Source organism: Mesoflavibacter sp. SCSIO 43206 (assembly GCF_019904215.1).
Lineage (GTDB): Bacteria > Bacteroidota > Bacteroidia > Flavobacteriales > Flavobacteriaceae > Mesoflavibacter > Mesoflavibacter zeaxanthinifaciens.
Window position 1 is genome coordinate 2,430,329 of the sequence record NZ_CP063201.1, and the last position, 24,505, is coordinate 2,454,833.

At 32.6% G+C, this 24,505-nt stretch carries 20 protein-coding genes; 13 read left to right on the top strand and 7 right to left on the bottom strand.

Annotation, left to right across the window (positions count from 1 at the left end):
- Positions 1-12 precede the first annotated feature (12 nt).
- Complete coding sequence (locus INR78_RS11190) at positions 13-429, bottom strand: META domain-containing protein (protein WP_223076575.1); 417 nt, start codon at positions 427-429, stop codon at positions 13-15.
- 128 nt (positions 430-557) lie between these two features.
- Positions 558-1,676, bottom strand: a complete 1,119-nt coding sequence (locus INR78_RS11195; protein ID WP_255593068.1) for a heparan-alpha-glucosaminide N-acetyltransferase domain-containing protein — start codon at positions 1,674-1,676, stop codon at positions 558-560.
- Between the two features lie 52 nt (positions 1,677-1,728).
- Between INR78_RS11195 and INR78_RS11200 the strand changes: the two genes are divergently transcribed.
- Positions 1,729-3,099, top strand: coding sequence for a sodium:alanine symporter family protein (locus tag INR78_RS11200; protein ID WP_223076576.1), 1,371 nt, complete (start codon positions 1,729-1,731; stop codon positions 3,097-3,099).
- Between the two features lies 1 nt (position 3,100).
- On the opposite strand, the gene INR78_RS11205 is transcribed toward INR78_RS11200, so the two are convergent.
- Positions 3,101-4,018: an AraC family transcriptional regulator gene (locus tag INR78_RS11205; protein ID WP_223076577.1), complete on the bottom strand. Its 918-nt coding sequence runs from the start codon at positions 4,016-4,018 to the stop codon at positions 3,101-3,103.
- Between the two features lie 212 nt (positions 4,019-4,230).
- Between INR78_RS11205 and INR78_RS11210 the strand changes: the two genes are divergently transcribed.
- The 12 genes from INR78_RS11210 to acs all read left to right on the top strand — a co-directional run bounded on the left by INR78_RS11210 (position 4,231) and on the right by acs (position 17,856).
- A complete protein-coding gene (locus INR78_RS11210) occupies positions 4,231-5,727 on the top strand; it encodes an aldehyde dehydrogenase family protein (protein WP_223076578.1) in 1,497 nt (498 codons plus the stop codon).
- 68 nt (positions 5,728-5,795) lie between these two features.
- Positions 5,796-6,152 carry a DUF779 domain-containing protein gene (locus tag INR78_RS11215; RefSeq protein WP_223076579.1) on the top strand — a complete coding sequence of 119 codons (357 nt, stop codon included), beginning with the start codon at positions 5,796-5,798 and terminating at the stop codon, positions 6,150-6,152.
- Between the two features lie 193 nt (positions 6,153-6,345).
- On the top strand, positions 6,346-6,765 hold the full coding sequence (locus tag INR78_RS11220) for a helix-turn-helix domain-containing protein (RefSeq protein WP_223076580.1): 420 nt from the start codon (positions 6,346-6,348) through the stop codon (positions 6,763-6,765).
- A gap of 115 nt (positions 6,766-6,880) precedes the next feature.
- The gene (locus INR78_RS11225) at positions 6,881-8,125 is read left to right on the top strand and encodes a hypothetical protein (RefSeq protein ID WP_223076581.1); all 1,245 of its coding nucleotides are present in this window, start codon (positions 6,881-6,883) and stop codon (positions 8,123-8,125) included.
- Between the two features lie 32 nt (positions 8,126-8,157).
- The gene (locus tag INR78_RS11230) at positions 8,158-8,418 is read left to right on the top strand and encodes a DUF4212 domain-containing protein (RefSeq protein WP_027879889.1); all 261 of its coding nucleotides are present in this window, start codon (positions 8,158-8,160) and stop codon (positions 8,416-8,418) included.
- Positions 8,419-8,445: 27 nt separating this feature from the next.
- Positions 8,446-10,212, top strand: coding sequence for a sodium:solute symporter family protein (locus INR78_RS11235; RefSeq protein WP_223076582.1), 1,767 nt, complete (start codon positions 8,446-8,448; stop codon positions 10,210-10,212).
- Positions 10,213-10,330: 118 nt separating this feature from the next.
- Positions 10,331-10,525: a hypothetical protein gene (locus INR78_RS11240; protein WP_106678441.1), complete on the top strand. Its 195-nt coding sequence runs from the start codon at positions 10,331-10,333 to the stop codon at positions 10,523-10,525.
- Positions 10,518-13,208 carry a sensor histidine kinase gene (locus INR78_RS11245; protein WP_223076583.1) on the top strand — a complete coding sequence of 897 codons (2,691 nt, stop codon included), beginning with the start codon at positions 10,518-10,520 and terminating at the stop codon, positions 13,206-13,208. Before INR78_RS11240 ends, INR78_RS11245 begins: the two co-directional genes overlap by 8 nt.
- A gap of 18 nt (positions 13,209-13,226) precedes the next feature.
- The gene (locus INR78_RS11250) at positions 13,227-13,592 is read left to right on the top strand and encodes a response regulator transcription factor (RefSeq protein ID WP_223076584.1); all 366 of its coding nucleotides are present in this window, start codon (positions 13,227-13,229) and stop codon (positions 13,590-13,592) included.
- Positions 13,593-13,677: 85 nt separating this feature from the next.
- Positions 13,678-13,896 carry a hypothetical protein gene (locus tag INR78_RS11255; RefSeq protein ID WP_027879893.1) on the top strand — a complete coding sequence of 73 codons (219 nt, stop codon included), beginning with the start codon at positions 13,678-13,680 and terminating at the stop codon, positions 13,894-13,896.
- A 2-nt stretch (positions 13,897-13,898) separates the two neighbouring features.
- A complete protein-coding gene (locus tag INR78_RS11260; protein WP_223076585.1) occupies positions 13,899-15,791 on the top strand; it encodes an acetate--CoA ligase in 1,893 nt (630 codons plus the stop codon).
- 157 nt (positions 15,792-15,948) lie between these two features.
- Entirely contained in the window at positions 15,949-17,856 is a 1,908-nt protein-coding gene (gene acs / locus INR78_RS11265; RefSeq protein WP_223076586.1) for an acetate--CoA ligase, read from the top strand.
- A 283-nt stretch (positions 17,857-18,139) separates the two neighbouring features.
- Here acs and INR78_RS11270 read toward each other — a convergent pair whose 3' ends face one another.
- From INR78_RS11270 to INR78_RS11285, 4 genes are all read right to left on the bottom strand, one after another.
- Positions 18,140-18,781 carry a PolC-type DNA polymerase III gene (locus tag INR78_RS11270; protein ID WP_223076587.1) on the bottom strand — a complete coding sequence of 214 codons (642 nt, stop codon included), beginning with the start codon at positions 18,779-18,781 and terminating at the stop codon, positions 18,140-18,142.
- Positions 18,782-18,783: 2 nt separating this feature from the next.
- Positions 18,784-20,700 (bottom strand): DUF294 nucleotidyltransferase-like domain-containing protein, encoded by a 1,917-nt coding sequence (locus tag INR78_RS11275; protein ID WP_223076588.1) that lies wholly within the window; start codon positions 20,698-20,700, stop codon positions 18,784-18,786.
- A 251-nt stretch (positions 20,701-20,951) separates the two neighbouring features.
- On the bottom strand, positions 20,952-22,775 hold the full coding sequence (locus INR78_RS11280; protein ID WP_223076589.1) for a cytochrome-c peroxidase: 1,824 nt from the start codon (positions 22,773-22,775) through the stop codon (positions 20,952-20,954).
- Positions 22,776-22,853: 78 nt separating this feature from the next.
- Positions 22,854-24,350 (bottom strand): PhoX family protein, encoded by a 1,497-nt coding sequence (locus INR78_RS11285; protein WP_255593069.1) that lies wholly within the window; start codon positions 24,348-24,350, stop codon positions 22,854-22,856.
- Positions 24,351-24,505 lie beyond the last annotated feature (155 nt).

Here is a 24,505-nt window from a genome sequence, read left to right on the forward strand (position 1 = left end):
AGTGGTGTATTGTTACTTAACTTTTTTAAAACGTAGCATAGTTACATTGTCTAGCATTAAATTAAGTTTTCCATTGTCATCAAAACTAAAGCGGTTTACTTTTTCCATCATTTTTAAAAAAGCTTGTTCACCTTCGCCGCAATACATCATAGTGCTTGGTCCTGGTTCGCTAAAGTAAATAGAGCTGTCTTTAATGGTGTAGTTGGCAGAGTAACCATTACAACTGTTATTGCCTTGTACTTTGTGTTTTTCTTTATTAAATGATATCTGTGGTTTTTTATTTGGGTATAAACCTTCAAAAGCTATTTTAGTACCAGAGATATACTCTAATTGCCAACTGTGACCGTACAATTTTGAGTTTTTTGTGGTCGCGCATGATGTAATAGCGAGTAGGATAATAGTAGTTAATAGATAATATGTGGTTTTCATGATTATGCTTTTAAAATGCTAAGTGCACTTTTATGTTGACTAAAAATTTAAGCTATTTTGTTGTGCAAAGTTACCTTAAGCAATACTAAACCTTATTGATGTTTAATTTTATTTAACATTAATAATGTCTATAAGTTTGTTTGATTAAATTGTTTTGTTAAACGCTTATACCCTTTACGCATCCAATTATAAATAAACTTGTTGGTTTTGGCATAATGAAAAGAAATAAAACACACCACAACCATAAATAAAATAGCACCAATAATAGCTTGTGTTGGTGTTAGTGATTTATAAAAAAAATGCTTTAAACCTATACCGGTAAAACTACCATAAATGATAATAAAATGAATAACGTAAATAGACAAGGTTTTTTGTCCGATTTTAGTGATGATGGCTTGTTTTAAATACCGCTCAAAGGTGTAAAATAGCCCAAAAATAATCAATACATTACCTAATCTAGTATATAAGTAATTGTAGTTAGCGCTATCGTCAAACAACTGTATACCTGTAATTTGAGTTATAAAGGTTAAAAAAGGCGATGACCAAAAAAGTAATATAAAGCCAACGACTAAAAACCCAGTAATTTTAAATTGTTTATAGCGGTATTTGTGACCAAATTTATGAAACAAAACAGCTATAAAAGCGCCAAAACAAACATAACCAAACCACGGTATCATAGTAAATACAGAACCGTTTTCTTTGGTTAAATAGTTAGCTAAAAATTTAGGAACACCTTCAATGTGTAGCGTACGGTACAATGGTTCGGTTACAAAAATGATATTACCAATAATTAACATTAAAAGTGCAAAAACAGTTTCGTTTTTTAAGGTAATCAGGTAAAGACCAATAATTAAAATTAAAGACAGACCAATACATTGTAAGACATCAATAACAATAAAGTACATATTAATTTCGCCTTTAAATAAGCTTAAAAACGAAAACCGTAACGCATATCCAATACCAATCAATAATAAACCTCTGTTAAAGCCTTTTTTTATACGGTATTTATCTTCATTTTTAGCTTTTGCACGCAACAGCAAAAAAACAAATACTAAACCCGTTATGGTAAAAAAAGTTGGTGCTGTAATGCCTCTAAAATATTCCCAAATAGTATATGCTATATTGGTTTTATCTCTGTAAACTGGGTTTAAAAGCGTATCAATAAAATGACCTTGTAGCATCATCAAAATAGCAAATGCACGTACAGCATCTAAGAAAAAAAGACGGGTTGGTTTCAAAATGGTCATTAGTTATTAGGTTACAAATATATACTATATTTACTTTTTCAAAACAGTTAGTATGTATAAACAGATTAATACTTGGGTAGAAGCGTTTTCTTCTGCAGTATGGGGATTTCCTTTATTGATTCTATTAACAGGTGGCGGATTATACCTTTTAATTCTATCCAGGTTTTTACCTTTTAGATATTTTAAACACGCAATAGATGTACTAAAAGGAAAGTATGATAACGAGTTAGATGAAGGTGATATTACTCATTTTCAAGCCTTAACTACCGCGTTGTCTTCTACCATTGGTATGGGTAATATTGCAGGTGTAGCTGTTGCTATTGCGGTTGGTGGACCAGGAGCTGTGTTTTGGATGTGGATTAGTGCCATTATTGGTATGTCTACAAAGTTTTTTACTTCAAGTTTGGCTATCATGTTTAGAGGAAAAGATAGTGAAGGAAAAACACAAGGCGGACCAATGTATTTTATTGTTGAAGGTTTGGGTAAATCTTGGAAACCTTTAGCTGTTTTTTTTAGTCTTTGCGGATTAATTGGTGCGTTACCCGTTTTTAACGTCAATCAATTAACCCAAGCTATTAACGATATTGTACTGATACCTAACGGATTTGAAGTTAATTTTACTTCAAATTTAATCATCGGTTTAGTTTTAGTAGCAATTACATCTGTGGTTATTTTAGGTGGTCTAAATAGAATTAGTAAAGTCACTTCAAAATTAGTACCTAGTATGGTCATACTATATTTTGTGTTAGTATTCTTTATATTAATTGTTAATATAGAAAGTGTTCCTTATTACCTCAAGCTTATATTTACAGATGCTTTTACAGCAAGTTTTATTAAAGAAGATGCGTTATTTGGAGGTGTTGTTGGTACATTAATTATTTTAGGAATAAGACGAGGCGCATTTAGTAACGAAGCTGGTATTGGTACAGCGCCATTAGCTCATGGTGCTGCTAAAACCAATCAACCTGTTCGTGAAGGTTTAGTTGCCATGATGGGACCTGCAATTGATACTTTGGTAGTATGTACATTAACTGCTCTTGCTATTCTTGTTACTGGTGTTTGGAAAACAACAGACGCAAACGGTGTTAGTTTAACTGCATCAGCTTTTAGTAATGCTATGCCTATTTATGGTAAATATTTACTTATGGCTTGTATTGCTGTATTTAGTATTTCGTCCTTGTTTTCTTATGCGTATTACGGCGGTAAATGTTTATCTTTTTTAATAGGAGCAAAGCATCAACACTACTATAATTATTTTTATATTTTAAGTATAATTATTGGTGCAACGACATCATTAAGCTTAATGATTAATTTAATTGACGGTGTATTTGCATTAATGGCAATACCAACGATGACAGCAACACTATTATTGGCGCCAAAAGTGATGAAAGAAGTAAAGCGTTACGTAAAAACAATACAGTAAATTATTGACTAACAGACTTTTTAAACTGTGCAGGTGTCATCATTTCCATTTTTTTAAACTGCCTATTAAAATAACTAGTATTATTAAATCCAGCTTTAAAGGCAATTTCAGATATTCTTAGGTCTTTAGATGCTTTAATTAGTTTTTTAGAAAATTTTATTTTTTCAGAATTAATATAATCAATAGGAGAAATACCTAAGGTGTTTTTAAACTTTTTATGAAAGTGAGACGTACTCATACAAGCCTTTTTAGCAAGTAAATCTACGGTAATATCTTTATTGGTTAAGTTTTGTTTAATGTAGTTAATTACCATACCAATTCTGGTGTCATTAAACATGTTTTGATCGCTTAATAACAAGGTTTTAGCTTTAGTTTGTAATAGTCTAACAATCAATTCTTGTAGCATTAAATCTAACAATACATCTTTAGAAGTATTATTGTTATTAGTAAAAGTATATACTAAACGGTTAATTAAATGATTAACCTCATTGTTATTGGTTAAGTGATTAGTGTTTTTGTCAATAGACCAATTATTGTTTTCATTTTCAATACTTACGTGATGATTAAATTTATCAACAACTTCGGTAATTTTTGTACTATCAATACCTAAGGCTAAGCATTGCGTAGGATCATTTTCTTTTGCTAAAGGAAAATCAATCACCATTTCTTTATTTGTAGGCATAACAACAGATTCACCTGGATAAAAATCAAAAGACGGCATGCCTTCAATATGCATTACTTTTTTACCCGTTAGCATGCTAGCTATTATAGGAAAATCAAAAGTCAAAGATACTTGCTCTGCATATTGATGAGTTTCATAAATATTCAACTCTGCAAACTCTGCATTGTAAGTCGTTCTGTTTTCTACAAGCGTAGTTAATTTTCTATGTTTTCTATGCTGACTTAATAAATGACTCATACCCAATGATACAAAAATGTATTTTAAAAAATACTTAATAATAGGATTGTGCAACAATATAATAAATATGTTCAATAATTTGAGAATGTAACAAAATAACTTTACAAAAATTAATAATTATTCATTTTAATAAGATGAAAACTATCAATGTTACATTATTAATAAATAATGATTGAAAACTAAATAATAACTAATAATCTAAATTAATTACTATGAGTTACTCTAAACCAAAATTTAAAGCATCCTATGACAATTTTATAAACGGAAAGTTTGTAGCACCTATTGGAGGTGAATATTTTGAAAACACATCACCAATAGATAAATCTTTAATTGCAAAATACCCAAGATCTCAAAAAGAAGATGTAGAACTTGCTTTAGATGCAGCCAATGCAGCAAAAGAAGCTTGGGGTAATACTTCGGCAACAGAACGCGCAACACTTTTAAATAAAGTAGCAGATATTATTGAAGAAAACTTAGAAGAATTTGCTTTAGTAGAAACTTGTGATAACGGTAAGCCAATCCGTGAAACGTTAAATGCAGATGTGCCACTTTCTGTAGATCATTGGAGGTATTTCGCATCGTGTATTCGTGCAGAAGAAGGTAGTGCAACAGAGTTAGATCAAAACACTTTATCCATGAATATTAAAGAGCCACTTGGTGTCGTTGGACAAATTATTCCATGGAACTTCCCTTTATTAATGTTATCATGGAAGTTGCCACCAGCTTTAGCAACAGGTAACTGTGTAGTATTAAAACCAGCAGAACAAACGCCATCTTCAGCAACCTTATTAATGGAAAAAATTGCAGATGTGTTTCCTCCAGGAGTCATTAATGTGGTACATGGTTTTGGGCCAGAAGCAGGAAAACCTTTAGCATCAAGTTCTCGTGTAGATAAAGTTGCCTTTACAGGCGAAACAACTACAGGACAGTTAATCATGCAATATGCATCAAAGAACCTAAATCCTGTAACCATGGAGCTTGGTGGTAAGTCTCCAAATATTTTCTTTAATTCTGTTATGGATGAAGATGACGCATTTTTAGATAAAGCTATAGAAGGAGCAGTATTATTTGCTTTTAATCAAGGTGAAGTGTGTACTTGTCCATCTCGTATTTTAGTACAAGAAGATATTTACGATAAGTTTATGGAGCGTGTTGTGGCGCGTACCAAAGCAATTGTACAAACTAGTCCTTACAGTACAGATTGTATGGTTGGTGCGCAAGCGTCTAACGATCAATATGAAAAAATTCAATCTTATATAAAAATAGGTAAAGAAGAAGGAGCTAAAGTACTTTGTGGTGGTGACGCTAATAAAGAAGGCGATTTAGGTAACGGATTCTTCATCCAACCAACCATTCTAGAAGGTCATAATAAAATGAGAGTCTTCCAAGAAGAAATTTTTGGACCAGTAGTTTGCGTAACCAAATTTAAAGACGAAGCTGAAGCTTTAGATATTGCTAACGATACACTTTACGGTTTAGGTGCAGGCGTTTGGACACGTGATGCGCACCAATTATATCAAATACCACGAGCTATAAAAGCAGGTCGTGTTTGGGTAAACTGTTACCATTCTTATCCAGCACATGCACCTTTTGGTGGTTATAAAAAATCTGGTTTTGGTAGAGAAAACCACCAAATGATGATGAGTCACTACCGCCAAACTAAAAACATGCTAATCTCTTATGATAAGAATAAGTTAGGTTTCTTTTAATAGATAGAATATAATAGCAGAAAAGGCTGAGTTTAATTAATTCAGCCTTTTTTATTAAATTTATAATAATGCAACGATTAGACATAACAGAACAAGCAAAAACAATAGTTAGGCAGCTAAAAGAAAAACATGGGGATCTAATTTTTCATCAAAGTGGCGGATGTTGTGATGGATCTGCGCCAATGATTTTTGAAAAAGATGATATGTATTTAGATGAAAGTGATATTCATCTTGGAGATATTGAAGGCGTTCCTTTTTACATGAATCAAGATCAATTTCAATATTGGAAACATACACACTTAACTATCGATATCACCGAAGGAAGAGGTGCAAGTTTCTCTTTAGAGATTCCTTTAGGGATCCGTTTTATTATTCACTCTAGATTATTAACAGAAGAAGAAGATACTTACTTTAATCATAAATAATCATACAAGCTACAAGTTAAAAACAAAACCCTATAATACCGTATTATAGGGTTTTGTTTTATTGTTAATTATAAGCTTAAAAAAATATAAATTTTATATGTTTTTGGTTTTAAAAATATGTATTTGATAAATAATTAAGTTTTTGAATCATTTTTTATTGCTAAATTAATATATTTATGCTAAAATAATATATATGAAAATTGATTTGTGTCCAAATTGTGGTTCTGATCACTATATTAAAAGTGGAATTGTAAATGATAGACAACGCTATAAGTGTAAAAAATGTAACTATTTTTTTTCGGTAAATAAGATAGGTAAGAAGATTGATGACTATTATGTAAACAAATCATTACAACTATACTTAGAAGGATTAACTTATAGAGAAATAGAGCGTATCCTTGGCGTGTCTCATGTAAGTATAATGAATTGGGTAAAAAAATATAATATTAAAAGGCCTTATAATTCTAATTATCATCCAACTTATAAAATATTAAACGCCACAGAATTAGGTAATTATTTTCAAAAAACAGAAAATATTAAAGGAGCAGGAGTTGTTGTAACAGAGCTAGGAGACAAATTTATGCTAATAAAATGGGAGCGTTTTAAAGATTAGTATATATAATTAACAGATTTATATATTAATTTTCTGTTAACACATTCTTTTTTAGAGTTTAGTAGTGCACACAAAACCAATAATTTAATTATTCACTAACTAACTCTTTAAAATTATGAGAAAACAAACATTCTTATTTTTAATAGCAGCAGTATTGATTTTTCCTTTTTTAGGAAATAGTCAAGAAGCAGAAAAAAAAGAAGCAGACCATTCTTACAAACCACTAAAAGTAAATCTTAATGAAGATGGTAGTAAATACATAAGGTTTATTACTTGGCATCAATTATGGCTTGAAGCTAGAAGCGATCAAAAAGGAATAAGACATTCTATTAGAAGGTCTAGATTATTAGCTTACGCACAAATCTCACCAAGATTTTTAATCTTAACTCACTTTGGACTTAATAGTTTAAGTGCAGACAATTTAACAGCAAATCCAAATTCACAAACAGCAAATAATAGAAGTTTATTGTTTTTACATGATGCTTGGGCAGAGTTTGCTATAGAGCCAGGAAAACTTCATGTTGGTTCTGGTTTACATTATTGGAATGGTATTTCAAGATTATCAAATCAAAGTACATTAAACATGATGACTTTAGATAATCCTGGAGCAGGAAACTCTGATGTAAGGTTATTTCCATGGAATAATATTACAACAAGTGATCAGTTTGCACGTCATTTAGGGATTTATGCTAAAGGTTCTTTAGGTAAGTTCAGCTATCGTATAGCAGCAAATAATGCAAGAACAAACGTAGGAGTTTTAGGCGCTACACCAACTTACCAAGTCGATAATGCTATTGGAGATGGTGTTTGGAATTACGCAGGATATTTTAAGTATGACATCTTTGATAAAGAATCAGATAAATTGCCTTATTTAGTTGGTACTTACTTAGGTAAGAAAAAAGTGCTAAGTATAGGTGCTGGTTTTTTCCATCATCCAGACGCATTAGCGGTAAACGATTTAAATAATAGAGAATCTGTAACACACTTTGCTGTAGATGCATTTTATGATGCACCATTAAACGAAAACTTAGCAATTAGCGCTTTAGGTGCTTATTACAATTATAATTATGGTGATACCGACGGATTTAGTACTGGTGGTTTAGTCCCATCTTCAGGTACAGTTGTTCATGGTCAATTAGGACTTTTATTTAGAAAACATAACGTAATGCCATATATAACTTATAATACATCAAATATGGATTTTACGCCAAATAATAGTGATGAGTTAGGTTTAGGACTTAACTATTTTATAAACGGTCATTTTGCTAAAATAACTGCAGAATATACTACAGGTACCAAAGGAGCAACTGGTGCAGAGTCTACTAATATCTTTAGACTACAAACGCACATTTTTCTATAAACAACTAATTAAAACTAAAACTAAAACATATTATGTCTGATAAACAACAACACGCAACAGCGTACTGGAAAGAAAACTTAAAGTATTTAATTATACTGCTTTCTGTTTGGTTTATAGTGTCTTACGGATGCGGAATCCTTTTTAAAGATGCTTTAAATGAAATAAGACTTGGCGGATTTAAACTAGGGTTCTGGTTTGCACAACAAGGATCTATTTACGTATTCGTAATTCTAATTTTCGTTTACGTAAGATTGATGAATAAATTAGATAAAAAATACGGTTTCGACGAGTAAGCCTTAACTAAAAAACAAAAAAACATTATGAGTGTACAAGTATGGACATGGTTATTAGTAGGGCTATCTTTTGCTCTATATTTCGGAATTGCAATTTGGGCTAGAGCAGGCTCAACAAAAGAATTTTACGTTGCTGGTGGTGGTGTTTCACCTTTAGCAAATGGTATGGCTACAGCAGCAGACTGGATGAGTGCCGCTTCTTTTATTAGTATGGCGGGTATTATTTCGTTTGCTGGTTATGATGGTTCAGTCTATTTAATGGGTTGGACTGGAGGATATGTGCTATTAGCGTTGCTCTTAGCGCCTTATCTACGCAAGTTTGGTAAGTTTACTGTACCAGATTTTATTGGTGATAGATATTATTCTAACACAGCACGTACTGTAGCTGTAATATGTGCCTTAATTGTTTCATTTACATACGTTGCAGGACAAATGCGTGGTGTAGGTATTGTATTTTCACAATTCTTGCAAGTAGATATTAATTTAGGTGTAATTATTGGTATGGCTGTGGTTTTAGTATTCTCTTTATTAGGAGGAATGAAAGGAATCACATACACGCAAGTAGCACAGTATTGTGTATTAATCTTTGCGTTTATGGTACCAGCATTTTTTATCTCTATGCAAATGACAGGAAACATCATACCTCAAATAGGAATGGGAGGAACTGTTGAAGGTGGCGAATTTTTACTTGACAAATTAGATGCATTACATACGCAACTTGGTTTTAACGAATATACTAGCGGAACTAAAAGTACTTGGGATGTATTTGCTATTACTTTAGCTTTAATGACTGGTACTGCTGGATTACCACACGTAATTGTGCGTTTCTTTACGGTGCCTAAAGTTAAAGATGCACGTAAATCTGCAGGATACGCATTATTATTAATTGCTATTCTTTATACAACTGCACCTGCAATCTCAGTATTTTCTAGAACTAACTTAATCGAAACAGTAAGTGATAAAGAATACTCTGAAATTCCTGAATGGTTTAAAAATTGGGAAGATACAGGATTAATAGCATGGGCAGATAAAAATGGCGATGGAAAAATTCAATATGTAGCTGGCAACGCTTTAGATGGTAAAAAACCTGTATATACCGAAGAAAGAGGGCAATATGGACAACGTATGGTAGCTAATGTAAGTGATGCCTCTAACGAGTTATATGTTGATAGAGATATTATGGTATTAGCAAACCCTGAAATTGCAAACCTTCCAAACTGGGTAATTGGTTTAGTAGCAGCTGGTGGATTAGCAGCAGCTTTATCTACAGCAGCAGGTTTACTATTGGTAATTTCTACTTCAGTATCTCACGATTTAATTAAAAAGCAATTAAAACCAGATATCTCTGATAAAGGTGAATTAACTTGGGCACGTGTATCTATTTTTGTAGCTATATTAATTGCTGGATATTTTGGTATTAATCCTCCAGGGTTTGTGGCAGCTGTCGTCGCACTAGCATTTGGTCTAGCAGCAGCGTCATTCTTTCCAGCTATTATCTTAGGTATTTTTGATAAGCGTATGAATAGCAAAGGTGCTATTTCAGGAATGGTTGTAGGTATCGTAATTATGTTATTCTACATGATGAAATTTAAATTAAATATGTTTGGTGGTGGTACTGCAGAAGACTGGTGGTTTGGGACATCTCCAGAAGGGTTTGGTACTATAGCAATGCTAATAAACGTAGTAGTTTCGGTAGTAGTATCAAGGTTAACACCTGCACCGCCTCAAGATGTACAAGATATGGTGGAAAACATTCGTATTCCATCGGGAGCTGGAGAAGCTTCTTCACATTAAAACATTGTTCTTTATCTTAAAATAATTAAGAGCATATTTTAATTTAGTTAGTTAAAATCAGCATTACAAACTGTAATGCTGATTTTTAATTATATTAGTATTCTATTTAAATATTTATATGAAAAAACGCCACGAGCAAAAACTAATCGTCCTCTCCATAGCATTATTTTTAATGTTTAATATACCTTTTGTACTTATTTTTAATGTTAATGGACATGTGTTTGGCGTGCCTTATTTTTATGTGTTTATATTTTCTACATGGTTACTTTCAGTAGTAATTTCGTTTATAGTTTTAAAACGTCATTATGAGTAATTATGCGTTAGTAGTTATAATTGTATTGTATTTAGCAGTGTTGTTTTACATTGCTTTTATTGCTGAAAAAAAACGACAAAGCAAATGGGTTAACAACCCTTATGTCTATACGTTATCTTTAGCTGTTTATTGTTCTGCATGGACCTATTATGGTAGCGTTGGTATTGCTGCAAATTCTGGTATTAATTTTTTAACTATCTATTTAGGACCTGTTATTGCTGCACCTTTATGGATTACGGTATTGCGCAAAATTATTCGTATTTCTAAGCAACATAAAATTTCGTCTATAGCAGATTTCATTTCTGTACGTTACGGTAATAATAGGTTTTTAGGCGCTTTAGTAACTGGTATTTGCTTAATTGGTACCTTGCCCTACATTTCTTTACAACTTAAAGCAGTATCTGAGACATTTGAAATAATGTCTGATGATACAAGCTATATTTCTACGTCAATAATAGACGACTCTACGTTTTATGTCGCCTTGCTATTAGCCATTTTTGCTGCTTTTTTTGGGACACAAAACACCGATGCATCCGAAAAACATAAAGGGATTATTGCTTCGGTTGCTTTTGAGTCTATTATAAAACTCTTATTCTTTTTAATTATTGGTGTATATGTTACGTTTTACCTGTTTAATGGCACTACAGATATTTACAATAAAATATCCAAAATAGACAATTTAATACCGCTAACCACTATAGATAGCTTAGAAGAAGGTTTTAATTGGCTTTTTACTATGGGATTGTCTTTTATGGCTATATTCTTGTTACCAAGACAATTTCAAGTTGCAGTACTAGAAAATAATAGAGAAAAACACCTTAAACATGCTATCTGGATGTTTCCGTTGTACTTATTACTGTTTAATGTATTTGTAATCTTTATTGCTTGGGCAGGAAAATTAAGTTTTGGTAATACTCAAAATGCCGAATATTACACACTGTTCTTGCCATTAGAGCAAGGTCATTCCTTTTTAGCAACGCTTGTTTTTTTAGGTGGTTTTTCAGCAGTAATTTCAATGGTTATTGTGTCTACTTTAGCATTATCAACAATGGTTAGTAATAACTTAATTATACCTTATGGGTTTTTAGATAAATTCATTAAAAATCAACCTGAACGAAATTCTAAATACATTAAAAATATAAGACGCATATCAATATTCTCCATAATAATTGTAGCGTATTTTTTTTATATATCGTTTTCTAAAGAGCTTTCCTTATATTCTATAGGGTTAATATCCTTTACTATTATAGCGCAATTAGCACCGTCATTTTTTATTGGTTTATATTGGAATCGTGGTTCAGCAAGAGCAGCTATTATAGGCATGGTTGTTGGGACTTTAACAGTATTGTATACCTTGGTGTTACCCTTCACTTTAGATGCTTTTATAGGTAAAGATGCTTTTACTCAGTTGGGGCTTTTTGGTGTAGAAGCATTTAAACCTTATGCTTTATTTGGATTAGACTTTTTAAGTCCACCTGCACATGCATTTTTTTGGAGCATAACTTTTAATGTTATGTTTTACTTAGTGTTTTCATTAATCTATAAAGGAAATTATAGAGAACGTAATTATGCCGAGATGTATGTAGATAGTAAAAACTTTACAACTTTACAAGACAGCGCTTTAGTATGGAAAGGAGAAGCGTACGTTAATGATATAAAAAATGTATTAATTCGTTTTTTAGGAGAATATAGAGCCAACCGTGCTTTAAATATCTTTTTTACTAAATATAAACTACCTCAAGACACACAGTTAGCAGATGCTAGATTAATTAATTTTTCAGAAAAACTACTAACCGGTAGCATTGGTGCTGCTTCAGCTAAAATATTAATAGCAAGTGTCGTCAAAGAAGAACAAATTAGTTTGGTAGAAGTGCTTAAAATTTTAGAAGAGTCTAAAGAGAATATTGTAAGCAATAAAATGTTGCTAGAGCAATCTCAAGAGCTATCTCAATTATCATCACAATTAAAACAAGCTAATAACGAGCTTATAGTAAAAGATAGACAAAAGGACGAATTTTTAGACACTGTAGCACACGAGCTTAAAACACCAATAACAGGTATACGTGCAGCAACCGAGCTATTAATGGATGAAGACGATGATATGCCTAAAGAGATAAAACAACAGTTCTTAAAAAATATACTTCAGGATTCAGATCGTTTAGGACGCTTAATTAATAACATTTTAGATTTTGAAAAACTAGAAACCGGACGTCTAAATCTAGATGTTAATCGTAACGACATATGTAGTACTATATCAAAAGCAATTTCTAGTTTAAACCATATCGCAGCAAAAAAAGAGATACGTATAATTAATAAAAACAAAAGCCAACTGTATTTAGAGTATGATGAAGACCGTATCCTACAAGTACTTACAAACCTATTATCTAATGCGTTAAAATTTTGTGCTCCTAAAACAGGAGAAATAGTTGTAGATTACTCGGTTTTTAAGCAACATATAGAAGTCTCTGTAAGTGATAATGGTAAAGGGATACCGGAAGAAGATCATGATTATATCTTTGATAAATTTTATCAATCTCAATACCAAAACACAATAAAACCACAAGGAAGCGGATTAGGTTTGGCTATTACAAAACAAATCATAGAAAAACATCACGGAAAAATCTGGGCTAAAAAAGGGTTAAAAAATGGCGCAAGTCTTGTTTTTACGCTACCTTTTAAGTAAATTGTACAACATTTTTATATGAAGAAGAAGATTTTAATTGTAGATGATGAGCCTAACATTGTAATGTCTTTAGAGTATACCTTTAAAAAACAAGACTTTGAAGTGTATATAGCAAGAGACGGAAGTGAAGCGTTAGAGATATTAAAAACCCAAACGCCAGACGTTATATTGTTAGACATAATGATGCCTAATGTAGATGGTTACCAAACATTGTCATACATAAAATCAGATAAAAATTTAAAAGATATAAAAGTGGTTTTTTTAACCGCTAAAAATAAAGCGTCAGATATAGAAAAAGGACTAAATTTAGGTGCAGATAAGTATTTAACCAAACCCTTTTCAGTAAAAAAAATAGTTTCAGAAATTATGAAACTCGTCGCTTAAAAACATAAAAGTTAGTCTTAATATGACTAATTAAATATTGGTTTTGTGTGCAAACAAGCAAGTATTTAATTAAAATATAAAGACAATGAAACTTCGTATCAATCCACTAGCATCAGATATAATAATATGTATCTACGTTGTTGCTACGTTATACCTTAGATTTAAATGGCAAAGCCAAACTATTGTAACTCCAATGTTATCTATTGTAGTTGGTTTATCCTTTGTGGCTATTATTTGGGCTTTAATTAAGCTTAAAGTACTTAACCCTAATTGGTTCGGTCTTTTTAACTCTAAAAAAGCTTAGTTATGCCGTATCAAGATTTCTATAAAAAAAGTATTAAATATCCAGAACAATTCTGGAAAGAACAAGCGCAACAATTAGACTGGTATAAACAACCAAATACCATCTTGTCTAAAGACCAACATGACTATTTTCAATGGTTTGAAGACGGTCAACTTAACTTAAGCTATTTATGTATAGACAAACATATAAAAGATGGATATGGTAATCAAAATGCAATAATTTATGACTCGCCAGTTACCAATACCAAACAGCATATAACCTATAATCAATTACACAAAGAAGTCTCTAAACTTGCTGGCGGATTACTAAGTTTAGGACTAAAAAAAGGAGATACTTGTATTATTTACATGCCTATGATACCGCAAGCCTTATATGCTATGCTAGCATGTGTAAGGATAGGAGTCATACATTCGGTAGTATTTGGTGGTTTTGCACCGCATGAGTTAGCCATTCGTATTGACGATTGCAAACCAAAAGCTGTCATTACCGCTTCAAATGGAATCGAAATACAGCGTATCATTCCATATAAACCTTATGTAGACGATGCTATTGCACAAGCCAAAAACAAACCAGAACATGTTATTGTGTTTGATAGAGATCAAGAAGTAGATATTCCTAAAAAAAGTTATGATGTAGACTATAAAACTTTAGTAGAAACATCGTTAGCAGTAGATGCAGCACCTTTACCAGCAACACATCCATCTTATATTTTATATACTTCCGGCACAACAGGAAAACCAAAAGGCATCATTAGAGATACTGGTGGTTATGCTACTGCGTTAAAATTCTCAATGAAAAACGTATATGGTGTTAATGAAGATGATGTCTATTGGGCAGCTAGTGATGTAGGTTGGGTTGTAGGTCATAGTTTTATTGTGTACGGACCGTTATTAAACCGAAACACAACTATTCTCTTTGAAGGTAAGCCTATAAAAACACCAGACGCTTCAACCTTTTGGCGTGTTATTAGCGAGCATAATGTAAAAGTCATGTTTACAGCACCAACAGCCATTAGAGCGATAAAAAAAGAAGATCCCGAAGGACAAATGATTAAAAACTATGATTTATCCTGTCTAAAATATCAATTTTTAGCTGGCGAGCGTTGCGACGTAGCAACTTTAACTTGGACCCAAGAAAAATTACAAGTTCCGGTAATAGATCATTGGTGGCAAACAGAAAGCGGTTGGCCAATGCTAGCAAATATGGTTGGTGTACAATTACAAGAAGTAAGACCTGGATCGGCAAGCTTTCCGGTAAGTGGTTATGATATTCAAATTTTAAATGAAGAAGGTCACGAAGTAGAAGCAGGTGTAGAAGGTTATGTTGCTGCCAAATTACCATTACCTCCAGGAACATTAATGAATTTATGGGGAAACACAGAACGTTTTAAATCAGGATATTTAAACAAATTCCCAGGGTATTACTTTTCTGGCGATGGTGGTTATAAAGATGAAGATGGCTACATATTTATAACAGGTAGAGTAGACGATATTATAAACGTTGCTGGTCACAGATTATCTACTGCCGAAATGGAAGAAATTGTAGCCTCTCATAAATCTGTAGCCGAATGTGCTGTATTTGGAGTGCATTGCGATATAAAAGGACAAAAACCTCTAGGTTTAGTAGTTTTAAAGTCAGATAACACTAATGATAATGATACCATTCAAAACGAAATTATCAAAGATGTGCGTCATGAGATTGGCGCAGTCGCTTCCTTTAAAGACGTATTGGTAGTTAACCGATTACCAAAAACTAGAAGCGGTAAAATTCTTCGTAAATTGTTACGAAATATCGCAGACGAACAACAATATAACATTCCATCAACCATTGATGATGTTACAATTATAGACGAAATAAAAACAATTTATCAAACCCATCATATTGGGATACATTAAATCTCAATGAAATGTACTTTGGCTAATCGTAAAACATTGGTCATTGAGCATAATGAAAGAGAGAGCAAGAGATAAAATATAAATAAATAAAATGTCTGGTCGAGCGCAGTCGAGACCTATTATAATTAAAACAAAACTAAAATAACATATATCAATTATGAGTAATTATCATATCAAACACTTAGAAGAATATTACCAAGTCTACCGTAAATCAGTCAGAAATCCTGAGGTGTTTTGGGAAGAAATAGCAGAAGAGCATTTTTTATGGCGAAAAAAATGGGACAATGTGTTAAGTTGGGATTTTTCCAAACCAGAAGTAAAATGGTTTGAAGGCGCACAACTAAACATTACCGAAAATTGCATAGACAGACATCTATACACAAGAGGCGATAAAACCGCAATAATTTTCGAACCTAACGATCCAAAAGAAGAGGCAGAACATATCACATACCGCCAATTACACGACCGTGTATGTCGTATGGCAAATGTATTAAAAGATAAAGGCATTGGTAAAGGCGATCGTGTTTGTATTTATTTACCAATGATTCCAGAATTAGCCATTTCAGTATTAGCTTGTGCACGTATTGGTGCGATACATTCAGTAGTTTTTGCTGGGTTTTCTTCTACAGCATTAGCAACGCGTATTAACGACTCAGAATGTAAAATGGTTATTACCAGTGACGGATCGTATCGTGGTGCAAAAACCATAGATTTAAAAGGCATTGTAGATGAAGCGTTAGAAGATTGTAATTCCATAGAAAGCGTTTTGGTAGCAAAACGAATTAATAGCGATATTAACATGAAAGACGGTCGTGACCATTGGTTACAACCTTTATTAGACGACGCTTATCACGATTGTGTGCCAGAAATTATGAATGCAGAAGATCCGTTATTCATCTTATATACTTCAGGATCAACAGGAAAACCAAAAGGCATGGTGCATACTACAGCTGGATATATGGTCTATACAGCTTACACGTTTAAAAACGTGTTTCAATATAGAGAAAAAGATGTGTATTGGTGTACAGCAGATATAGGTTGGATTACAGGACATAGTTACATTGTTTACGGACCATTATGTAATGGTGCTACAACCGTAATGTTTGAAGGTGTACCAAGTTACCCAGACTTTGGTCGTTTTTGGGATATTGTAGAAAAACATAAGGTTAACCAATTCTATACAGCACCAACAGCTATTCGTGCATTAGCAAAAGAAGGTGTAGACCACTTAGAAAAACACGATTTATCATCTTTAAAAGTATTGGGAACCGTTGGCGAACCAATTAATGAAGAAGCTTGGCATTGGTATGATGATAACGTAGGAAAGAAAAAAGCACCAATTGTAGATACATGGTGGCAAACTGAAACTGGTGGAATAATGATTACACCAATAGCATTTGCAACACCTACAAAACCAACCTATGCGACACTTCCTTTTATCGGAATTCAACCAGCATTAATGGATGAACACGGACAAGAAATTAAAGGAAATCAAGTAGATGGTCGCTTGTGTATAAAATTCCCTTGGCCAAGTATGGCGCGTACTATTTGGGGCAATCATCAACGATATAAAGATACGTATTTCTCGGCTTACGACAACAAATATTTCACAGGTGATGGCGCATTAAGAGATGAAGTAGGGTATTACCGTATTACAGGTCGTGTAGATGATGTGATTATCGTATCAGGTCATAACCTTGGTACTGCACCAATAGAAGATGCTATTAATGAGCATCCAGCAGTAGCAGAGTCTGCAATTGTAGGTTTCCCTCATGATATTAAAGGAAATGCGTTATACGGTTACGTGACATTAAAAGAAACAGGCGAAGGACGTGATCATAATAACTTACGTAAAGAGATTAACCAATTAATCACTGAGCAAATAGGACCAATTGCTAAGTTAGATAAAATTCAGTTTACAAATGGATTACCAAAAACACGAAGCGGAAAAATTATGCGTCGTATTTTACGTAAAATAGCAAGTAAAGACACTGGTAACCTAGGAGACACAAGTACATTACTAAACCCAGAAGTAGTACAAGATATAATGGATCATGCTTTATAGTCTCTAATTAAATATGTTAACTAACAAACTAAATATTTGATTATTAAAGCAAAAACACCTTCAACATTGAAGGTGTTTTTTTATTGTCATTGCGAGGACGCAGGACGAAGCAATCTGTTTTTAATGACTATTAATTAATGACTAACTAAGACAAAAATTACACTTAAACCAGAAAAAAAGGATTTCTATAGTCACTTCGATCGCAGAGAGAAGTCGCAAAAATAATCATAAACAACAAGTCTGATTCCTCCTCGTACCTCGTTCGGAATAACAAAGGTAAAGTCTAATACCTCTTCAACACATCCTTTAGTGTTAGTCTTTTATTTTTCGCCTTAAGTAAGGCGCAGAGTTTTAAAAACAGGATAGCGGTTAAATAAGCATCACCAGATGCGGTATGCCTATCGTGCAGGGTAATATTAAATTTGTTGCACAAATTGTCTAAACTGTAATGCTTATCCGTTTTAATATATTTGGTTTTGCGGTATAAAGTGCCGGTATCTACCGTTTTATTTTTTAGTTTGGGTAAGCCTAAGCGTTTTAAAGCTTCATTAATCATTGCCACATCAAAGTGTACGTGATGCGCTACAAGAACAGCACCTTCAATATGTTTTAAAAAGTGTTTTATAGCTTCCTTTTCTTCTATTTTATGAAGAGATCCTTCTTTTAAAATACCATGTATTTCAACAGTTTTTGTATTAAAATGTTCTTGTTTGATGTAGCACTCTAGTTGGTCTGCAACATCAATTTGAAAGTTTATGATGGTTACTGTACCTATTGATAATAATCGATCCTGTTTAGGATTTAAACCTGTGGTTTCGGTATCAAAAACCACAAAACGTGTATCTTCTAGGCTGTATTTTTCATTAAAGCTATTGGCATAGCTATTCCAAAATTCGGGATATGTTTTTGATTTAAACCAAAGCATAATTACATAATTTGCGATAATTTAAAGCGGACTTGCACTAAGGTTTGAATATCTTTTACAGGTTTAAAGCAGCCTTTTAATTTTAAACGATCTGATTTGCTTAGACTTTTTACATCTACAAATTGACCTGAATCTTTATGTTTTAGACCTTGATTTGCTCTAAATCGTAGTAAAATTTTAAAAGCATTAATGCAGGCATCATATAAATCTGTATTTTGAGGCTCTAACTCTTGTAGCTTTTTGTAGCGTGCAATAGTACTATTAAACTCTTTAACGTGATGCGACAGTATTAGTAACCTAGCAGCGTCTACTAGTGGCATTATTGCTCTTTTTTTAATGTCAAATTGGTCTTTATGCTCGCCAGAATCTTCTACTAAAAATTGTCTAAAAAAGCTTAGTGGTGGCGGATTTTTAAGTGCATTTAAAGCTAAAAAATTAAGGAAGATTTCATATTGCTCTATAGATTTAAAAATACTATTAGACATTTTATGCACTAGTTTTTTGTTACCATAAACTAGGTTGTAATCAAAAAAGATATTGCAGAGTAAAATCTTTTCTTGTGTTGGTTGTGTAATCCAGTTATTAAATTTTGCTTTCCATTCGGTTAACGTTAAACACCATTCTGGGTTACGTGCCATCATATTGGCAGGACAATAGTCAAAACCAATATGATGTAATTGGTCATTTATAGTATTAGCTAATTTTAAAAAGTAAGCTCTAGCGGTTTCAATCTCAGACTCATGTAAATTTTTATCACTAAAAACTAAAGCGTTGTCTTGATCGGTCATTAATAGTTGTTCTTTACGACCTTGACTGCCTATGGCTAACCAAGCAAATTTGGCAGGTAGTTTTTGGTTAAGTTGGATAATACTTAACTCAATAACCTGTTTGGTTACCGCATCATTTATTGCAGAAATAATATTAGCGGTAAACACCATAGGTAAACTTTGGTCTAAATAATTTTTAAGTAACGTTTGTGCTTTTTCTCTAATATACTTTAAACTTTCTGTGTTTTTTGCACGTTTAATTTCTTTAATTAATACTGCTGGGTTATTACCATGAACAACAATTATATCATGCTCTGATAACATGCCTATAATTTTAGACTGATCAGTACCGTCTTCGGTAATACATAAGTGTGAAATTTGATGTTTTAAGGTGGCTATTTGAGCTTCGGCAACCGTGATTGTTGGTGAAAACGATAATACAGGTGAAGACATAATTGCTGTTACAGGTTGGTCTATATGGTTAATCCCGGTAGCAATTTGATTACGTAAGTCTTTATCAGTAATTATACCTATAGGTTTTTGATTTTTAGTAATTACAATAGAACCTACATTGTGCTCTTTCATGGTTAAAGATGCCTCTTTGATACTGGTTTCTGGTGAACAGCATATGGGATTTTTAGAATATATAGCAGATTGTGCTTCTGTAAAACCTGAAGCATCAGGTTTTAAAAACTCAAGGTGACCTAATAAAGTACCTTTATCGTCTTTTGCGTATGGGTTACGCGTATTAGTTGCAAAACTAGCCATGATAAATTGGTTAGCTTTTGGATTACTAATAATAATGTCTTGCAATAAGGTAGAAGAGATACTGTAAACGATACTTTCTTCTATAGCTTTAGCATCTAAAAAATATTGATCTTTACGTATTAAGGCACGTAAGCCAAAAATATCACCTTCATCACATTGATCTACTAATTTGTTTTCATGATATACACCAATTGCACCATTTTTTACCACGTAAAATTCATCTTTTATACTAGTTCCTTGTTTAAAAACAAAATAGTTAGGCTCTACATATAATACTTTAACTTGAGAAGATATAGTTATTAATTGCTCATAAGTTAACGCATCAAAAGGAGGAAAACCTTTAAGGAAATCTAGTATACGTTCAGCAATTGTGTTTTTATTCATCTTACTAATTTATAGAAAAAATAAATGCTGAATGTTGTATTGGGTTTATAATGTGCTAATTATATATAGCTTGCTAATGACTATTGAGATTCGTTCAGTTCTTCCTAAATTTAACTAAGTACTTCGATAATACTTCGACAGGCTCAGTATGACAATTCAGTGAAGAACTAAGTAAACATCGGAATGACATATGAGTTGTCATTTCGAGGACGAATGGACGAAGCAATCTCTAAATCATTAATCACTTAAATTTAATAATCCTCTTCTGGTACGCTAGTTAAAGTCTTTAAATAAGCAATAATAGCTTGTTGCTCTTCTGTTGTTAGGTTAAGCTTATCATAAGGTAAGGTTTGATGAGGTAAATCAAAACCTAGTCCGCCGCCACCACCACGATTATAAAAATCCATGACTTGTTCTAAACTATCATAAACACCGTTATGCATATAAGGTGCTGTTAATGATACATTACGCACGGTTGGTGTTTTAAACATCCCTTTGTGCAAGTTTTCTTTATACTTAAAATAAAACCCTAAATCGTCATCATTTTCTTTATTTGCAGCAGTTTTAGGAACACCAATAACTTCTTTTTCTGTTTCTGAAAAAAATGGAGGTACAGTTCCATTAGTTAAAGGCATAAAATGGCAGGTAGCACACAATGCTTTTCCCATAAATAGATTATAACCTAAGCGTTCTTGATCTGTAAAATCATTAATTTCTCCTCTAATATTTTGATCAAATCTAGAGTTAAAACTATTTAAAGTTGAAATATAAGATGAAAGCGCTTTTATAACCTCTGTATTTTTCTTCGGAATTTTTCCATATGCAGCTTTAAATGCTTTTATGTAAGAGGAATCTTTAAGAATGTCTTTTGAAAACTGATGTACATTGGTATTAAATTCCTTTTCGTTTAAAAACACAGAAGCTATTTGTTCTATCATCGTTTCTGAGCGTCCATCCCAAAAAAAGCTACGCTGAAAGGCACTATTAATTAAGGTTGGTGTATTACGATCTAAAGGTTTACCATTGTTATCAAAACTGGTTTTTAATCCGTCTGCATATCCTTTATTTGGAGAATGACAAGTTACGCAAGCCATATTGTGATTAGCCGATAGGTTAGGATCAAAAAACAACTTTTTACCTAAGTCAATTTGAGCTTTAGAAGGATTACGATTATTAACAGCAGTAAAATGATTAAGATTAAAGCTGTTATTTTCAAAAAAAGTAGGAGCATCAAAATTGAAAGGATCTGTAGTTGTAGGTTCCCAAATATCTGCAGTTTTACGAATATTTACCCATTGCGTAGTAATAGGATTAAGGTAATCTCTTGTAAAAGTAAAACGATCAAACGTATCAAAATTGGTATTGTTTTTAACGTACTGTATTGCGTTTTCGATGTTGTTTTTAAATTGTTGATCTAAAAGCGCATCTTTTTTTATTATACTAGGTTGAAGGGTAAACTCATACACTTTATACAAGCTATTTAAAGACGTTGCAGTTTCTTTAATACCTAGATGACTAACAGGTGTATCAAAACCAGAAATAGCTAAACTAACTAGTCTAAACAACTGCTGATGTGTGGCTCTAAAAAAGCGTTGAGGTGTAAGTTGACGTTTGGTCATATCGCCTTTTAAAACTAGCATTAATCCTTGTGTGATTTTAATTTCTTGATTAAAGTCATTATCTGTAATGTCTTGTTCGTATACACTTTCTTCAATTTTTTGAAGACCTATAGGATATAATATTTTACCAGTGTCTTCTTTATAAACAGGTAAAGCAGGACCGTTGGTACGATGACCAACTTCTGGATTAAGGTAAGATGCAAAGGGTTCGGCAATTTTAAAAGCTTCTCTTGCTTTGGCAAAATAGTATTTAGATTTTGTACCATTAACACCAGCTTGTTTTAAGCTGTCAAGATAGTTTATGGCTTTATCCATATGTTGGATATAATACGTTTGAGCTTTTTGCCATGTAATAACATCTACAGTTTTCATTGCTGTAGTTGCGCTATTGCTTTTCTGTTTACAAGCAATAAAAAGTAGAGTAGTAAGAATAGAAAGTTGAATAAGTGTTTTCATCTAAAAATGATATAAATAATAAAAATGAATCTTCACAAGACGTGAAGATTCATTTAGGATTAAAAAAAAAGAGATAGTTTATCTTGGTAATCCTTTTAACAACACAATTTGTCCACCTTGGTTATGAGGTAAGTTATTAGACACAAAATCACTGCTTTTCCAGTAATGTGGTTGTAGATTAAGTATAAAAGTATCTGGTTCTCCTATTTTATCAGAGATGTCAATTAATGCACCAAATTCACCAGAAAATGCATCACTTCCGTTAGGTTCTAAATTAGCTTCAATTTTTAAATCTAATACAGCTAATGGGTTGCTACCATTTAGATCTGTTTGGTAGATTCTTGCAGCATGGTTACGGCTAAAAGAGTTTGGATCTTCTTGAATATATACATAGTTTTCTGTAACACAAATGTTATCAGGACTTTGTAGGGTAGATAAATTTCCATCCATATTGTTAGTATCTGTATTACCACTAACAATTTGTGTTAATTGACCTTGTAATGGATTGTCTGCATCTAATTGTAATTTATAAACGGTTCCCCAATCGTTGTAAGTACCTTGTCCTGGACCACGACCTGTAACAGCAAAGTATACGTTACGTCCGTTATCATCACTTCCTTTTTGGTAGTCTACATCTTCTACACGCATAAATTGAGAGGCGTATACGTTAGAGCAAGCCGTTTCCATTTCGTTTTTAGTTAAGCTAGCACCGTTAACAATTTCTACAAACTCTACATCGTAAGTCATACCAAAATCTAAGTCACCTTCGTTATATACAGTGTTAGCAGCTACGTCTTGTACGCCACCAGATCCGTTAGAAATTTGCTTAAATCTTAATACGTAAATTTTACCATTATCTAAATCGGCATCACCGTTTTCTGATAAGTACATAGTTACTTGACCTTCAGATCCGCTAGAGTCATCATCACCACCAATAATTACAGTTTTACCAGCATAAGTATTTTGAGGTAATGGTACAGCGTTTTCCCATGAGAATTCACCTAAAGCATCTAATCCAAAATCTGCAGTAGGCGTAGGAGTTTCTATCCAAGGGTCAATACCTTTAACATCGTAAGAAATACTTTCTGAAGCCGATAAGAATAAATCTTGAGATCCACCATGTACAGCTGCTTCCCACATAGTACCAGAACATTGTCTCGCATAATCTGCAACACCAGCGTTAAGTAACCATTCACCTTGTATAGGATTCATGTATTGATCAAAACGAATTCTAGATACGCTATAATCATCTTCCGCATTGACAACATAAATATATTCGTCTCCATCTTTTAAAAATCCAGCACCATCTTGAGCACCAACTAAACGGAAACCGTTAGATAATACGTCTGTAGAGCTAATTAAAGAGTACGCATTTACGTTACTAAAATTAGGGCTAATAACTACTAAAGGGTTTAAAGAAGATTTGTTAGAAAAAATGGTTTCTGTAGGCGTAAAGTCTTGACCATCTTGTCCGTCTTGACCGTTTAATCCATCTTCGCCATCACAAGCCAAGAAAGAGCTTCCAACAGCAGCTACTAAGCTAAATTGTAAAAATAGTTGTTTAAATGTGTTCATTTTTGGGTTGTTTAAAATTTGATTTTGAACAAAACTACTCTGACATTATTCTTTATAAGTTAACTTAAATTAATGCTTAGATTAATTAAATTTTATGCTACTGTTACTAAGTTAAGTAATTGTAAAAACGGGTTTAACTTGTTTATTTTTAGGTT

Excerpts from the sequence above, each read along its gene's own strand:
- INR78_RS11200 (WP_223076576.1), top strand. The coding sequence starts at position 1,729 with ATGTATAAACAGATTAATACTTGGGTAGAAGCGTTTTCTTCTGCAGTA.
- INR78_RS11240 (WP_106678441.1), top strand. The coding sequence starts at position 10,331 with ATGAAAAAACGCCACGAGCAAAAACTAATCGTCCTCTCCATAGCATTA.
- INR78_RS11190 (WP_223076575.1), bottom strand. The coding sequence starts at position 429 with ATGAAAACCACATATTATCTATTAACTACTATTATCCTACTCGCTATT.
- INR78_RS11285 (WP_255593069.1), bottom strand. The coding sequence starts at position 24,350 with ATGAACACATTTAAACAACTATTTTTACAATTTAGCTTAGTAGCTGCT.
- INR78_RS11245 (WP_223076583.1), top strand. The coding sequence starts at position 10,518 with ATGAGTAATTATGCGTTAGTAGTTATAATTGTATTGTATTTAGCAGTG.
- INR78_RS11235 (WP_223076582.1), top strand. The coding sequence starts at position 8,446 with ATGAGTGTACAAGTATGGACATGGTTATTAGTAGGGCTATCTTTTGCT.
- INR78_RS11230 (WP_027879889.1), top strand. The coding sequence starts at position 8,158 with ATGTCTGATAAACAACAACACGCAACAGCGTACTGGAAAGAAAACTTA.
- INR78_RS11250 (WP_223076584.1), top strand. The coding sequence starts at position 13,227 with ATGAAGAAGAAGATTTTAATTGTAGATGATGAGCCTAACATTGTAATG.
- INR78_RS11275 (WP_223076588.1), bottom strand. The coding sequence starts at position 20,700 with ATGAATAAAAACACAATTGCTGAACGTATACTAGATTTCCTTAAAGGT.
- INR78_RS11255 (WP_027879893.1), top strand. The coding sequence starts at position 13,678 with ATGAAACTTCGTATCAATCCACTAGCATCAGATATAATAATATGTATC.
- INR78_RS11260 (WP_223076585.1), top strand. The coding sequence starts at position 13,899 with ATGCCGTATCAAGATTTCTATAAAAAAAGTATTAAATATCCAGAACAA.
- INR78_RS11215 (WP_223076579.1), top strand. The coding sequence starts at position 5,796 with ATGCAACGATTAGACATAACAGAACAAGCAAAAACAATAGTTAGGCAG.
- acs (WP_223076586.1), top strand. The coding sequence starts at position 15,949 with ATGAGTAATTATCATATCAAACACTTAGAAGAATATTACCAAGTCTAC.
- INR78_RS11220 (WP_223076580.1), top strand. The coding sequence starts at position 6,346 with ATGAAAATTGATTTGTGTCCAAATTGTGGTTCTGATCACTATATTAAA.
- INR78_RS11210 (WP_223076578.1), top strand. The coding sequence starts at position 4,231 with ATGAGTTACTCTAAACCAAAATTTAAAGCATCCTATGACAATTTTATA.
- INR78_RS11225 (WP_223076581.1), top strand. The coding sequence starts at position 6,881 with ATGAGAAAACAAACATTCTTATTTTTAATAGCAGCAGTATTGATTTTT.
- INR78_RS11205 (WP_223076577.1), bottom strand. The coding sequence starts at position 4,018 with ATGAGTCATTTATTAAGTCAGCATAGAAAACATAGAAAATTAACTACG.
- INR78_RS11195 (WP_255593068.1), bottom strand. The coding sequence starts at position 1,676 with ATGACCATTTTGAAACCAACCCGTCTTTTTTTCTTAGATGCTGTACGT.
- INR78_RS11280 (WP_223076589.1), bottom strand. The coding sequence starts at position 22,775 with ATGAAAACACTTATTCAACTTTCTATTCTTACTACTCTACTTTTTATT.
- INR78_RS11270 (WP_223076587.1), bottom strand. The coding sequence starts at position 18,781 with ATGCTTTGGTTTAAATCAAAAACATATCCCGAATTTTGGAATAGCTAT.